At 69.0% G+C, this 13289-nt stretch carries 12 protein-coding genes; 4 read left to right on the top strand and 8 right to left on the bottom strand.

Going from position 1 to position 13289, the window contains the following annotated elements:
- Positions 1 to 40: 40 nt before the first annotated feature.
- Together B0293_RS04965 and B0293_RS04960 are read right to left on the bottom strand one after the other, a co-directional pair.
- Positions 41 to 940 carry a serine hydrolase gene (locus B0293_RS04965; RefSeq protein WP_005162829.1) on the bottom strand — a complete coding sequence of 300 codons (900 nt, stop codon included), beginning with the start codon at positions 938 to 940 and terminating at the stop codon, positions 41 to 43.
- A complete protein-coding gene (locus tag B0293_RS04960) occupies positions 937 to 1818 on the bottom strand; it encodes a LysR family transcriptional regulator (protein WP_005162827.1) in 882 nt (293 codons plus the stop codon). The genes B0293_RS04965 and B0293_RS04960 overlap by 4 nt, the downstream gene beginning before the upstream one ends.
- Positions 1819 to 1919: 101 nt before the next feature.
- Between B0293_RS04960 and bla the strand changes: the two genes are divergently transcribed.
- On the top strand, positions 1920 to 2822 hold the full coding sequence (gene bla / locus B0293_RS04955) for a class A beta-lactamase (protein WP_005162825.1): 903 nt from the start codon (positions 1920 to 1922) through the stop codon (positions 2820 to 2822).
- 50 nt (positions 2823 to 2872) lie between these two features.
- On the opposite strand, the gene B0293_RS04950 is transcribed toward bla, so the two are convergent.
- Entirely contained in the window at positions 2873 to 4747 is a 1875-nt protein-coding gene (locus B0293_RS04950; RefSeq protein ID WP_005162823.1) for a Calx-beta domain-containing protein, read from the bottom strand.
- Between the two features lie 374 nt (positions 4748 to 5121).
- Complete coding sequence (locus B0293_RS04945) at positions 5122 to 5607, bottom strand: MarR family winged helix-turn-helix transcriptional regulator (protein ID WP_005162812.1); 486 nt, start codon at positions 5605 to 5607, stop codon at positions 5122 to 5124.
- A 64-nt stretch (positions 5608 to 5671) separates the two neighbouring features.
- On the opposite strand from B0293_RS04945, the gene B0293_RS04940 reads away from it, so the two are divergent.
- On the top strand, positions 5672 to 6130 hold the full coding sequence (locus B0293_RS04940) for a Rid family hydrolase (RefSeq protein ID WP_005162810.1): 459 nt from the start codon (positions 5672 to 5674) through the stop codon (positions 6128 to 6130).
- A 76-nt stretch (positions 6131 to 6206) separates the two neighbouring features.
- Positions 6207 to 6602 carry an ATP-binding protein gene (locus tag B0293_RS04935; protein ID WP_005162808.1) on the top strand — a complete coding sequence of 132 codons (396 nt, stop codon included), beginning with the start codon at positions 6207 to 6209 and terminating at the stop codon, positions 6600 to 6602.
- Positions 6603 to 6619: 17 nt separating this feature from the next.
- Here B0293_RS04935 and B0293_RS04930 read toward each other — a convergent pair whose 3' ends face one another.
- From B0293_RS04930 to B0293_RS04925, 3 genes are all read right to left on the bottom strand, one after another.
- On the bottom strand, positions 6620 to 7540 hold the full coding sequence (locus B0293_RS04930; RefSeq protein ID WP_005162806.1) for an alpha/beta hydrolase family protein: 921 nt from the start codon (positions 7538 to 7540) through the stop codon (positions 6620 to 6622).
- A gap of 79 nt (positions 7541 to 7619) precedes the next feature.
- Positions 7620 to 7748, bottom strand: coding sequence for a hypothetical protein (locus tag B0293_RS44660; RefSeq protein WP_005162804.1), 129 nt, complete (start codon positions 7746 to 7748; stop codon positions 7620 to 7622).
- 65 nt (positions 7749 to 7813) lie between these two features.
- Positions 7814 to 8716, bottom strand: coding sequence for an NmrA family NAD(P)-binding protein (locus tag B0293_RS04925; RefSeq protein WP_005162803.1), 903 nt, complete (start codon positions 8714 to 8716; stop codon positions 7814 to 7816).
- Positions 8717 to 8812: 96 nt separating this feature from the next.
- Here B0293_RS04925 and B0293_RS04920 point away from each other — a divergent pair, with 96 nt between their 5' ends.
- Positions 8813 to 9373 carry a TetR/AcrR family transcriptional regulator gene (locus B0293_RS04920; protein WP_005162802.1) on the top strand — a complete coding sequence of 187 codons (561 nt, stop codon included), beginning with the start codon at positions 8813 to 8815 and terminating at the stop codon, positions 9371 to 9373.
- 68 nt (positions 9374 to 9441) lie between these two features.
- Here the strand turns inward: B0293_RS04920 and B0293_RS04915 are convergent, their stop codons facing one another.
- Entirely contained in the window at positions 9442 to 13137 is a 3696-nt protein-coding gene (locus B0293_RS04915; RefSeq protein ID WP_039919093.1) for a CARDB domain-containing protein, read from the bottom strand.
- Positions 13138 to 13289: the final 152 nt, after the last annotated feature.

Here is a 13289-nt window from a genome sequence, read left to right as displayed (position 1 = left end):
CCTAAGAACCGAGCGGAAGCCGAGTTCGTGACAACCCCGGTCACGCCCGCAGGTGATCGCGAATCGAACGCGCCACGCGGGCCATCAGCACTTCGGCCTCCGGCTGGATCGCCGCGGGCACCCGCGACGCGGTCAGCGCGGCGATCGCGAAGATCCCGCCGTCGGCGTGTTCGACCACCCCGACCTCGTGCCGCATGTTCAGCACGGTGCCCGTCTTCGACGACCATTTCGTGGCGTCGGAGACGAAATCGGGGCTCAGCCGTTGGCGCAGCAGGTTGAGGCCCATGAGTTCGCGCACCCTCGCCGCCACTTCATCGTCCACTTTGGACGGTTTCCACAGCGCTTCGAGCAGGTTCACGAACGCGCGGGCCGAACCGGAGCTCGCCCGCGTGACGTCGAGCTGGGGAACGGGATGTCCTTGCCCTGCGGTGCCCGCGTTGATCGCGAGCGCGTGTGCGAGGTGGACGTCCGTGGGGTCGAAGCGTTCCGCCGGGGTGTCGCTGAGGTCCGCGACACCATGCCGCGCGGTGATCCCGGAAACGCCCCACTCGCGCGTCATCCTGGTGACCTCGGCGGGCGGTGTCAGCGCGAACAGCGCGTCGGCCGCGGTTTCGTCGCTGATGGCCATGGTGAGGTAGAGCAGGTCGTCGATCGCCACCCTGGCCGGATGCCGGAACCGGGTCAGCCCGGTCGGCCCCGGTGCGGTGGCCCGGCCCGGCTGGACGTCGATCGGCGCCGAGCCGTCCAGCTCTCCGGTGCGGATCCGTTCGAGGGTCGCCGTGGCGAGCGGGATCTTGACCAGCGACGCGCTCGGGAACTCCAGGTCGGGATCGATGCCGAGCTCGTATCCGGTCCGCAGATCCCGCACCAGGAACGAGCCCCTCAGGCCGCCGTCGTCCAGTTCCGAGCGCAACCGCAGAAGCAGTGCTTCCGTGTTCATGTCGTCTCCTCCGCGCCGAGACACCGGGCGATGTCGGGCCACAAGCGTGCCCGGATCCGTTGCGCGTCCTCGCCCAGCCCCGCCGTGATCTCGTAACCGCGCGCGAGCCGGATCTCGCCGATGGGCCGCCACACCAGACCGAGTTCGGCGGCCTGGGCCGTCGAACACAGCAGCAGGTCGTCCGAGCCGAACACGGCCGCCGCGGCGGCGGTGAGCGAATCGGCGACGGAGACCTGCGCGGGCCGCAGTCCCACCGAATCGCGGACCCGGAACAGCCGGTCGCGCAGCTGCGGGACGTCGTCCTCGGGCTGGATCCAGACCCGGCGAGGCGCACCGCCGGACCGGCCGACCCGCAACGTTTCCAGGTGCAGCGCCCCCGTTCGCGACCCACCTGTGCCGGCCAGGCCGAGGGTGACCTTCCACGCGCCCTCTTCGGCGGGGACGACCGTCAGCGCGGCGCGAACCTCTTGGGTGCGTACGAGTTCCGCCCGTTCCCGCGGCGAGGCCTGCCGGAATTCCAGGAAGACGTCCAGCGCTCGTCCCGCCGCGTCGAGTTCGGCGAGGTCCCGGGTGGTGCAGGTCTCCGGCATCGCGAGCCGCAGCGGGCGCAGTTTGGCGCGCTGCGCGTCGTGCTCCATCGCGTCGGCCAAGGCCACCAGCCGTTTCGCCGACGGCAGCATGTCGCGGCCGAACGGGGTGAGCCGCGCGCGGCGGGTGGAGCGGTCGAACAGCCGCTCACCGAAATGTCCTTCCAGCGCGGCGATCCGGCGGCTCGCCACCGGTTGGGGGATGCGGGCGATCGCGGCTCCGGCGGTGAAGGTCCCCGCCTCACTCACGCTCACGAACGCCCGGCAGCTGCCGATCAGGTCCACGACCACATACTATGCATGATTCGCATGGAAGAGGACATTACTGTCTTGGACAGCATGACCGGCGCTGGCCAGACTGCGGACATCGAACGATCTTGAAAGGAATCACCGTGTCCGTCACTTCCCGCCGTTGGGCGGCCCTCCTGGCGCTCTCGGTCGTGTCACTCGCCGCGTGTTCCACCCCCGCTCCCGCATCGCCGCCTTCCGCCGCTCCCTCCGCCGGCGTGGTCGAGGCGTCCGCGCAGGCCGACTTCGAGCAGCTCGAACGCACCTTCGGTGCCCGGCTCGGGGTCTACGCGGTGGACACCGCGACCGGCCGCGAAGTCGCCTTCCGCGCCGACGAGCGATTCGCCTACGCCTCGACGCACAAGGTGTTCACCGCCGGTGGCGTCCTGCAGCGGACGCCGCTCGCCGACCTGGACCGGACGGTGACCTACAGCCAGAAGGACCTCGTCTCCAACTCGCCGGTCACCGAGAAGCACGTCGCGACCGGCATGCCGCTGCGCGCGGTCATCGACGCCACCCTTCGCTACAGCGACAACACCGGCGGGAATCTGCTGTTCCGCGAACTCGGCGGTCCCGAGGGCCTCAACGCGGTGCTGCGCGGGATCGGCGACACCACCAGCCACGCCGACCGGATCGAACCCGAACTCAACGACACCTTCCCTGGCGACAAACGGGACACCAGCACGCCTCGCGCCCTCGCCGTCAGCCTGCGCGCCTTCGCCCTCGGCAACGCGCTTCCCGAGGACAAACGCCAGGTCCTGGTCGACATCATGCGCGCCAACACCACCGGCGACGAGAACATCCGCGCCGGGGTCCCCGGCTGGCCGGTGGCCGACAAGACCGGCACGGCGGAATACGGGACACGCAACGACATCGGGGTCGTGTGGCCGCCGAACCGGGCCCCGATCGTCATCTCGGTCCTGACCGACCGGGCCACCAAGGACGCGAAGATCGACAACGCGCTGCTGGCGCAGGCGACCGCGGCCGCCGTCAAGGTGCTTCCCTGACCCACCGGGCGGACGGGGACTCCCCCGTCCGCCCGGCCGGTCTCACCGGATCAGCGCCGGCAAGGGTTGCCCGCCGGATGCGCGGCGGTTCCGTGCACGTCGGCCTGGGATTCCGCGAGCACGATCTTCGCGAGCGCGGTGTCCAACGCGACGGCCTGCTGCTTCACGACGCCGTTCGCCACGGTCTGGCCGTTGAGCTTCAGCGAGCCGATGACCAGCGGGATGGTCAGCGGCGCCGAGCCCACCGTGATCGACTCGCCGTTGATCTTCAGCGAGGCGATGTTCGAACTGCCCGCCAGCACCGGGGCGAGTCCGCCCGGCGACGGCTGGCAGGTCGCGGTGGCCTGCGACTGGATCACGCCGAGTTCGATGTTCAGCCCGAGCGTGCTGATCACCGTCTTGTCGATCTTGGCCGACGCCAGCGCGCGATCGCCCGCCGCCGGAGCCGCCGACTGGTCGTCGGGCGTGAGATCGGTCGACGCGGTCAGCACCTTGGTGTCCACCTTGATCAGGCCCGCGTTGAGCGTCGCGGCGGCGACGGTGCGAGTGTCGTCGGCGCACGGCAGGTTCGCCGGGTTCGCCTGCGCCGCGGTCACCCCGAGGACGTTCGCCGCGGTGCCGGTGCAGGAGAAGACGCCGTCACGGTCGTCGTCGACGATCGTGCCGACCCCGGTCGGGTCGACCAGCCCGGCACCCGACGGGGCCGAGAGGTTCACCGTGAACGTCTCGTTCGGCTCGTCGACGGTGTCCGGGTTGACCAGCACGGTCACCGGTTTGGCCGTCTGTCCCGGGGCGAAGGTGACTGTCCCGCCCGCCGTCGCGTAGTCGGCCGGCGCGGTCGCGGTGCCGTTGGCGGTCGAGTACTGGACCGTCACCGGATTCGGGCTGGGGCCGCCGAGCAGGGACACGGTGAAGGTCGCCGGAACCTGGGCTCCGCCCGAGCCCTCGTCGACCGACACGTCGTTGATGCTCAACCCGAGCACGCGCACGGTCGTGTTCTCGATGTACCCCCGCGACATACCGTCGACCTGATAGTCGACGACACAGTGGTAGGTACCGGGAGCGGCACTGGCCGACGCCTTGATCGTCTCCGTGAACGTGGCGACATCACCGCTGGTCACCTTGAGGCTGCCGGGGTCGTTGGTGACCGTGAGCTGCGGATCGCAGCTGGTCACCTTCGGGGTCACCGTGACCTCGATGGACTTGATGCCGTCCAGGATCGCCTGGGAGACCTGCCCCGCCGGGACGTTGTTCAGCAGCACACCGCCCGTGGCCGAGGTGATCGCGGAGGCCTGCCCGGTGGAATCGAGAGCCCCGACGTTGACGGCGACCACGCGGATCTTCGCCGCCTGCAACGCCGCGATGGTCTGGGCCAGGGTGTGCCCGCCGCTCGGATCGTGCGACGGCGCGTCGCCGAACCACGCGATGATGCGGGTGCCGTCGGACCGGAAGTCGACCGCGCCGGTGGCCAGCTGGTAGAGGGCGTTCAGGTTCGCTTCCGGCGTGTCCCCGCCGCCCGAAGCCACCCACTGGTTGATTCCCGCCTGGACCGCGCCGGTGTCGCCGGTGATCCCCTGGTTCACCTTGAACGGCACGGAGTCGGTGAAGTCCTTGTACTCGGCGACGCCGAACTGCGCGGTCGGCTGCGCGGCGAGCACGTCACCGGTGATGGCGCTGGCGTTCGACCGGACGTTGCCGATCGGCCCGCCCATGCTGCCCGTGGTGTCCGCGAGCAGGACGAGATCCGGGTTCGGCGGCACCGCCGAGGTCGTCACGTTCTTGGTCACGGTCGTGCTCTGCCCCGCGTTGAGGGTCAGGTCGACGGTGGCCGGGTCCACCCCTGGCGGCGCCGCGGCGGCGATCCCGGTGGACGCGAGCATCGCCGTCACGGCGGTCAGGACGACGAGCAGTGGTCTTCGCGACATGGATTTCCCTTTCGAAAGCAGGCCCCAGGTGGAATTCCTGTGAGCTTCCTGAGAAAGACGGAACAATCCGCATTTCGTTAGCGCATTACGCGAACGTCACCCGGAGCGCCCATGTCAAGCTGCTCAACGGGCTGTTACCGCGAGTCCGGCCTACTGGGGCGATGTCCGCGCTAGGCCAGGAAGTGGAAAGTTTTCCGGCGCGGCTCACTCACGAGCATGAGAAAGGCTCGCGATTACCGCGTTTTCCGTGACCGATTCGCCGTGCGGAGCCCGATTCCGTGAGGTCTTTCACCGCCGAACATGCACCGAATGTCGCAACGCCGACGCCTGCCGAAACCTTGGCGAGACCTGGTCGTGGACCGGCTAGACACGGCCTAGGCGAGGTCCTCCGGTCGCGTCCGCAGCTTCGCGGCGATGCGGGCCAGCGCTTCCTGGTCCTCGGCGGTCAACGGCTCGAGTACGAGGTCCCGCACCGAGCGGACGTGCGTGGGCGCCGCCGCGACGACCACGTCGTAGCCGTCGTCCGTGAGCCTCGCCAGGGTGTACCGGCCGTCGGCGGGGTCGGGTGTCCGCTCCACCCACCCTCGCTGCTCGAAGCGTTTGACCACATTGGACAGACGGGAGAGCGAGCCGTTGGCGAGGTAGGCCAGCTCGCTCATCCGCAACCGCCGGTCCGGGGCTTCCGAAATGTGACTGAGGGTCAGGTATTCGAACAGGGTCAGCCCGGCGTCGCGCTGCAACGGCGACTCCAACCGCCCCGGCAACAGGAGGACCAGGGAGACCAGTCCGGTCCAGGCCTCCTTTTCGGCAGGGGTCAGCCACAGCGCTTCGTCCGGGTCCGGGGTCGCGGGGGTGGCCATGGCGGAACCTTACCGAGAACCGCGTCACTTCACACGTGAAGTTAAATCGTGCTACGTTGACTTCATGCATGAAGTCAACGAGAACACCGCCACCCAGCCGCGATTCTTCGTCACCCCCGGCCACGGCGAACGGCTCCTGCCCGAGATGCGCTACAGCCAAGCGGTGCGCGTCGGCGATCGCGTCGAGATCTCGGGACAGGGCGGCTGGGCCGACGACCAGCCCTTCCCCACCTTCCCCGAAGACCTCGAAGCCGAAATCGTCCAGACCTTCGAGAACGTCGAGCGAGCCCTCGCCAGCGCGGGCGCCACCTGGCGCGACGTCATTTCCGTGGACTCGTACCACGTCCCGGAGATCCCCGGATTCATCGGCGAGACCCACGGCCGCGTCATGGTCGAACAGTTCCGCAAGCACATGGGCGACCGCACGCCGATCTGGACCGAGCTCGGCGTCCCGGCCCTCGGCGCCCCGGGAATGCGGGTCGAGATCAAGGTCACCGCGATCGCCGGATCCGCCCGCGTGTGAACGCCGTGCCCCGTGGGTACTACCCGAGTGCGCCCATGCTCTTGGCCCAGCTGGGAAACCCGCTAAGGAGACACGCGTGGGTACTACGGGAACACGGCAAGCCTTCGAATTCCACACGGGCAGCGCCCCGCCACTGGGAGAGATCCGGGCCTGGCTCCGGGATCAGCTGAGCGAGGTCGGCCGCATGACCATCGCGGACACCGAACTGCTGACCACGGAACTGGTCACCAACGCTCACGAACACGCGGACGGCGTCGCCGAGCTCAGAGTGTTCCAGCCCTCTGACCGGGACGTCGTCCGCGTGGAAGTCGACGACCGCCGACCACATCTGCGTCCGCGCAAGGTGACCAAACAAGACCCGGCGAGCCCGCACGGGCGAGGACTGGCGCTGGTCGAGGCGATCAGCACCGAATGGGGCGTGGACACCGGCACCGGCTACAAGACGGTGTGGGCGGAGATCCCGGTGCTCTGACGGTGGCGCGCTGAGGTCTACTTCGCCTCGACGCGGCCGAGCGTGAGTTCGTCACACGCCGTCCGCCAGGCGGCGTCCCCGGGGTAGAGCTCGGAACGAAGGTAAGCCCAGGTGAGGCGCTGCACCGCGGCCACGCGCTCCGGGTTCTCGTCCGTCGTCTCGGCGACGTCGTAGCCGGAGATCCCGCCGAGCCCGTGTTCCGCGTCGAACAGGGTGAGCAACGTCTTGCGGCCCGGTGAAAGGAAGTACGGGTCGGTGTGCCACTCCGGACCGCGGACCGTCAGATGCGTGGAGGCGTCCTTGTCCCCCGCGACGACGAGCGCGGGCGTCGTCATCGCGGAGAAGTCCGTGCTGAGGAAGAAGGGATAGTTCTCGGCCACGAACGCGGTGACGGCGTCGCCGCCACGGCCGGGCGCGGCGAGCAGGACCCCGGCGGAGATCCGGGGTTCGGCGAGGTTCACTTCCTCGCCGGTGCGGGGATCGACATAGCGAGCGCCCAGCAGAAGGCTCGCGGTGTGCCCGCCCATCGAATGGCCGGCCACGGCGACCTTGCTCCGGTCCAGCCTGCCGCGCAGCTGGGGAACGGCGCCCTCGATCTCGTCGAGCCGGTCGAGGATCCGGCTCAGGTCCCTGGCCCGGGATCGCTGGTACAGCGGCGCTTCCGGATCGCCGGGTGCCAGGTTCAGCGTCCGCGAGCTCAGATGAGTGGGCTGGATGACGACGAAACCGCGGGCCGCCCAGTAGTTCACGAGCGGGGCGTAGCCGTTCAGCGACGACAGATGGTTCGAGGGGCCCTGGCCGTGCGACAACAGGATGATCGGCAGGTCGTTCCCGGTCACCGGCGCGGAAACGCGCAGCCGCAGGTCCACGGCCCGATCCGGCGTCGGCAACACCACCGGGGCGACCGAGAGGACCGTCGCGGGGTTCGTAGTGCTCATGGTGAGTCTTCCCTCGTGTGACGGCACCGCACTAAGCGGAGCACTGTTCCACAAACATACGGAGCAGTGTTCCGCTTTGTCAAACTCCCCTGGCCCCGCCGAGGACCGCACTCCTGAGCAGGTCCGGCGACACCGGTTCGAGGACGTCGGCGAGCACGGGACCGCGCAGAACCCGATGCGCCGCGAACGCCGTGGCAGCGAGGATCACGACGTCGGGATCGTCCGCGGCCAGGTCCAGCAGAGGCTCGATGCGCGTACCTCAACGATCACGCACTACGCAAGGTATTTCCGGGCCCAGGTCGCGAAACCCGTCAGCGGGAGGCCGAGCTCCCGGGCGTACTGCGGGCGCCCAGGCTGACCGATGACGTTCAGCCACTCGTGCGAAGCGCCCATCGGCGGCATCCCGGCGGCGACCGCCTGCTCCACGGTCATGTCCGGCGCCGCCAACCGGGTGCCGAGCACGTCCGACAGGACCTCGGCGATCTCCGCCATGGTCAGGAAGTCGCTCGCGAGCTCGAGTTCGACCCCGGTGAACCGCTCCGGTTCGGCGATGACCGCCGCGGCCGCGGCGCCGATGTCGTCCACAGCGGCCAGGGAAAGGCTCGTCGACGGCTTGATGACGCTCACCAGGCCGCCGTCGACCCCGCGCGGGAACAGGAACTTCATGTCGGGCAGGAAGTTCTCCATGAAGAAGCCGGGCTTGAGCAGTGTCCACTGTGGAAAGCCCGCTTCGCGGAGGCGATCCTGGATCGCGGCCTTGGCGCCCAAGGTGGGCTCCATCGAAGCCCAGCGGCCTTCGGCCCATCCGGGCGCCTCGACGTGCTGACCGGCGCCGGAGACGGAGGTGTGCACGAACTGCGGCACTCCGGCCGCCTTCGCGCCTTCGATGAGGTTGACGCCTTGAGTCACCTCACCCGCGAAGTCGAATCCTTCCGCGCTCATGCCGGGCATCTGCACCGAGAAGACGGCGCGAGCACCCTTCGCGGCCCGGGTCACGGAATCGACGTCATGGAGATCGCCGACGACGAGTTCGGCGCCGAGCGCTTCAACGGCCTTCGCCTTGGCGGGGTCGCGCACCAGCGCGCGGACGGGAACGCCCGCCGCGAGCAGGGCGCGGGCGGTCGCACCGCCCTGCCTGCCGGTGGCGCCGGTGACCAAAACGGGTGATGGGGACATGATCGCTCCTTGGACAGCTAAGTGGCGGGGCCCGCCATTTATCGTCCGCTACGATATGGCGGGGTCCGCCACTTACGCAAACGCCGAGGTGAAGACATGTCCGACGGCCAGCGCGCCGACGCACGGCGCAACTACGCGCGCATCCTCGCGGTGGCCGAGGAGGAGGTCGCGAACCACGGCTCCGGCGCCTCGCTGGAGCAGATCGCCCGCACCGCCAACGTCGGCTCGGCGACCGTGCGCCGCCACTTCCCCACCCGCCGTGCCCTGCTGGAGGCGGTCTCCGCGAAACGGATCGCGGTGCTGTGCGCCCGCGCCGTCGAACTGACCGGCGGGGAAGACAGCCGGAAAGCACTCCTGACCTGGCTCGACGAGGTCGTCACCTACTGCGTCACCGCACGCGGTCTGGCGGCCGCGCTGTCCTACGACGAGACCGACCCCACGCACGAGAACTCGTGTTCCGCGGCCATCGAGGAAGCCGGGGATCCGCTCCTGCGGCAGGCCGTGCGGGACGGCGCGGTGGCGCCGGAGGTCACCGTCGCGGAGCTGATCACGCTGATCGTCGGCATCGTCCTGGCCACCGAGCACCACCCGGATCCCGCCGCACAGGCGGACCGGCTGTTCCGGCTGGCCGTGGCCGGCCTGAGCCCCCGGACGTGATCACCGAAGTCCGTGAAGGCCTCCTTGAGGGACCCTGAGTCCCTCAAGGAGGCCTTCACGGACTGGGCTTACCGGGTACCGCGACGGCCCGACGCGACCACCGCCGGAACCAGTCCGCCGTTGATCACGAACTGCGACCCCGGCTCACGGACGACGTCGCCGCTCGCCGAGTTCGTGATGGTCACGTTCGTCAAGGTCGCGCTGCCGCGGGCGCCGCTCATGGCGAGGATGCCTGCCCCGTTGTTCGACTTGTCGATCTTCACGCCCGAGACGTCCGCGGTCACCACTCCGCCACCCGTCTTGAACTGGATGCCGTCGTAGGTCGAGTCGTGGATCTCCGTGTCCCGCAGGACGACCCCGGGAATGTCCTTGCCCTGCGCGAAGAACGTGATCGCCCCGAACTCCTGCTGCTCGCCCCAGAACACGCCGCCGCAGCGGTACAGGGCGTTGTTCGCGATGAGCGTCTGCCCGGAGAACGGCAGCGGATCGTGATCCGTCGCCAGCATGATGCCCGGGTAGTTCATCGTGTCGTGGACGATGTTGTTCTCGATCTTGTTGCCGTACCCGCCGTAGACCGCGATCCCGTTGGCCCGCCAGGGAAGCTGGATCGTGTTGTTGGCGAACACGTTGTCGTGCGCGATGTCCTGTGAAGTGTCCTTCACGTACTGGTTCGCCCACACCGCCAGCGAGTCGTCACCGGTGGTACGGAACGACGAGTTGAACACCTTCGAGTTCCTGGTGCCGTTGGTGAAGTTGATGCCGTCGGCATAGGTGTTCCGGATGCGCATGCCGCTGAACTCCAGGCCGTCGGCCGGGCCCCAGAGCGCGGGAAGGTTGCTGTAGTCGCGGCCGACCCACACGCCGACGTTGGCGTGCTCGATCCACACGTTCGAGATCTTCGTTCCGGTACCAAACCGGCCGTTGAGGCCGACGCCGCCTTCCGCGCCGCCGTCACCGCCGCGGATCCGACCGGATCCGAAGATGGCGATGTCGGAGATCTGGGTGTTCTTGTCGATGTCGAACCCGAAGTTGCCCTCGTGCGGGTGGTTGATACCGCCCGCGTTCTGCGGCTCGATCTCCGAGTACAGCTGCGAATGCCACATCCCGGCACCGCGGATCGTCACGTTGGAGATGCCGATCTGGTTGTACTGGCCGCCGCCGTTGGGCACGTTCGGGTCGTCGGTCAGGATCTTCTTCTCCTGCCGCCACTGCCCGGCCGGGATCCAGACGCAGCCGATCACGCCGTTCTGGTCGTCGGTCACCGCGCGCTGGATCGCGGTCGAGTCGTCGTTCCCGTCGTTCGGCACCGCGCCGTACTCCGTGATCGACACGCAGTTCGCGGGCTTCTCCGTGGCGGGCGCGACCTGCTCCAGATCGACGAGGTCGACGATGTAGAACGCCGCGTTGTCACCGCTGTCGCGTTGCAGCTTGAACTTCGTGCCCGGCGGGTACGACTGCGACAGCAGCGCGTGCGACTCGTCGAACAGCCGTCGCGCGTTGGCCTGCGGGGTGTTCGTCAGGCCTTCGGGGTCGTCGGTGCTGCCGTAGAGCCAGCTGTGCTTCGACGACAGCGTCAGCTTCTGCGCGAAAGTCCCGTTGACGTACAGACTGAGCGTCGCGTCCTGTCCGCCGCCACCGGGGGCGTCGGGGATGGAGTTGCGCACGACGATCGAGTTCGCCTGGTTCGACGACGTGAACTCGACATACTGGCCCTGATTCGCCAGCCGCACGGACTTGCGGCCGGAGGACTCGGTCGCGAAGTTCGTGTGGCCGAAGGTGCGCAGCGGGTCGGTCTCCAGCAGTTGTCCCTGGTACTGAGCGGATTCCGCCTCGTACTCGACGTATGGGACCGCCGCGCCGCGGCCGACCACGATCGCCCGCGAGAGGCTGTTGTTGGACTCGTTGGTCTCCGTGACCGTGCCGTTCGCGTCGGCCGTCGCGGTCAGAGTCGCTCCTCCGCTGGCGGCCGTCCAGGTGCCCGAGATCGCGACGGTCGCGGTGGCACCGGCTTCGATCGCACCGGTGGCGCCGGTCAGCGTGGTGCCTCCGACGGCGAGCCGGGTCACCGAAGCGCTCGCGGCGCTCGTGCCGCGGTTGTGCACCGCGACGGTGAACGACACGGCCGAACCGATGGCCGGGTTGGGCGGGTTCGAGGTGATGCCGGTGACTTCGAGGTCAGGCCCCGGCGACTGCGCGACGACCAGCGACGTCGGGGAGGTGTAGGTGTTGTTGGTTTCGTTCTGCTCGGCGACCTTGCCGGCCGGGTCGACGGAGGCGGTGACGCTGTACGTCCCTTGTGGACGCGTGCCCGCGTTCACCGTCACGGTGGTGGAAGCACCCGCGGCGAGCGCCGGGACGGCCGCCTCACCGACGACGGTGCCGCCGAGGCTGACGTTCGCGGTCGTCGCGGCGGCGTTCGCGATGCCGGCGTTCTTCACCGTGGCCGACACGGCGAGCTGACTGGTCTCCGTCGGGTTCGACGGCGTCCAGGTCGTGCCCGTGACGACGAGGTCCGGGTTCGGCGCCGGTGTGCCGATCACCTGGAACTCGGCGACTTGACCGCCCGGAGCGCCGGAGTTCGCGAAGAACTGGAGGCGTACGTCCGACGCACGTCCGCCGACCGGGATCACGACCGAGTTCTGGTTCGAGGCCGGGTCGAAGCGATGGTCCGCCCGCGCCGAAAGGGAGGTGAACGCGGTGGCGCCCTGAGCGCGACCGAGGATCTCGAAGTTCTGCGTCCGCGCGCCCCAGATCGCGTCCGGGTTGAGCTTCACCACGACCGAGTCGACCTCCGCGTCGACTCCGAGCTTCACCGTCAGCGAGTTCGGATAGCCCGCGGCGGATTCCCAGTACGTCGTGGGGTCGTTGTCGTTGGCGTTGGCGGCGACGAACGAATGGACCACCGACGTGGCCTCGATCGGCTTGCCCGCCGCCAGGTTCGCGCCCGCGCTCGTCCCGGAGCGCACGACGTGGTCGCTGTCGCCGGATTCGTTGCCCGCCGCGTCCTCGGCCCGCACGAAGTACTCGACCCGCGTACCCGTGGGCCGGGCCTCGGTGAACGAGGTGCCGGCGACCGTGGTGACCGGTGTGCCGTCGCGGTAGACGGTGTACCCGGTGACGCCGACGTTGTCGGTCGAGGCCGACCAGGTCAGCCGGACCTGCCCGGCGGACGGCTCGGTCAGCGCGAGATTCGCGGGCGCGCTCGGTGCCTGCGTGTCGCCGGTGTCGGGCCCGTAGAGCTCGAATTCCGCAAGCTGCGCGGCGGGCCATCGCGTGTTCGCGGTGACCTGCAAGCGCACGTAGCGGGCCGACGCGGTCATCGGGATCGTGACCGCGTCGGCGCCGGGAGCGAACGCGTAGCCGGTCGGCGCGGCGAGGTCGGTGAAAGCCGTGCCGTCGGCGCTTCCGCGCACGGTCAGCGTCTGGGTGCGGGCCTCCCAGCCCGACGGCAGTTTCAGCACGATCCGCGAAAGCGTCTTGGCCGCTCCGAGATCGGCTTGGATCCACTGCGGGAACGCGTTGTTGGCGGATTCCCAATAGCTGTCCTGGTTTCCGTCGACGGCGTTCGCGACGGGATAGCCGGGCAGCGCGCTGCTGGCCGACACCGTGCGGGTCAGCGGCACCTCGGCGAGCGCGGCCGGCCCGGGCGGGGCGGCGGTGCCCGAGGGTGGGCCGCTCGCGGCGGAAGCGAGGGAGAGTCCGGCGACGGAAAGCCCCGTGACCAGGAAACCGGCGACGATCCGGGACAGGCGCATACGTGTCATGGCGTCTTCTCTTCTTCAAGACAGCGGGGAGGGAGCCAGAGCCGTACGAGCATGCAACAACCCGGAGACAAAATGCAAGAAGTTGACATGTTTCAGAAATTTTGCGACTTCCTCCAGGTCGAAGTGGATCGCCTATTCCGCAGTTCCGGTGC

This window comes from Amycolatopsis azurea DSM 43854 (assembly GCF_001995215.1).
GTDB lineage: Bacteria > Actinomycetota > Actinomycetes > Mycobacteriales > Pseudonocardiaceae > Amycolatopsis > Amycolatopsis azurea.
Note: the sequence above shows the minus strand (reverse complement) of the source record. Positions and strands in the feature narration are given on the sequence as shown.

Excerpts from the sequence above, each read along its gene's own strand:
- B0293_RS04930 (WP_005162806.1), bottom strand. The coding sequence starts at position 7,540 with ATGAGCACTACGAACCCCGCGACGGTCCTCTCGGTCGCCCCGGTGGTG.
- B0293_RS04945 (WP_005162812.1), bottom strand. The coding sequence starts at position 5,607 with ATGGCCACCCCCGCGACCCCGGACCCGGACGAAGCGCTGTGGCTGACC.
- B0293_RS04950 (WP_005162823.1), bottom strand. The coding sequence starts at position 4,747 with ATGTCGCGAAGACCACTGCTCGTCGTCCTGACCGCCGTGACGGCGATG.
- B0293_RS04965 (WP_005162829.1), bottom strand. The coding sequence starts at position 940 with ATGAACACGGAAGCACTGCTTCTGCGGTTGCGCTCGGAACTGGACGAC.
- B0293_RS04915 (WP_039919093.1), bottom strand. The coding sequence starts at position 13,137 with ATGACACGTATGCGCCTGTCCCGGATCGTCGCCGGTTTCCTGGTCACG.
- B0293_RS04920 (WP_005162802.1), top strand. The coding sequence starts at position 8,813 with ATGTCCGACGGCCAGCGCGCCGACGCACGGCGCAACTACGCGCGCATC.
- B0293_RS04925 (WP_005162803.1), bottom strand. The coding sequence starts at position 8,716 with ATGTCCCCATCACCCGTTTTGGTCACCGGCGCCACCGGCAGGCAGGGC.
- B0293_RS04940 (WP_005162810.1), top strand. The coding sequence starts at position 5,672 with ATGCATGAAGTCAACGAGAACACCGCCACCCAGCCGCGATTCTTCGTC.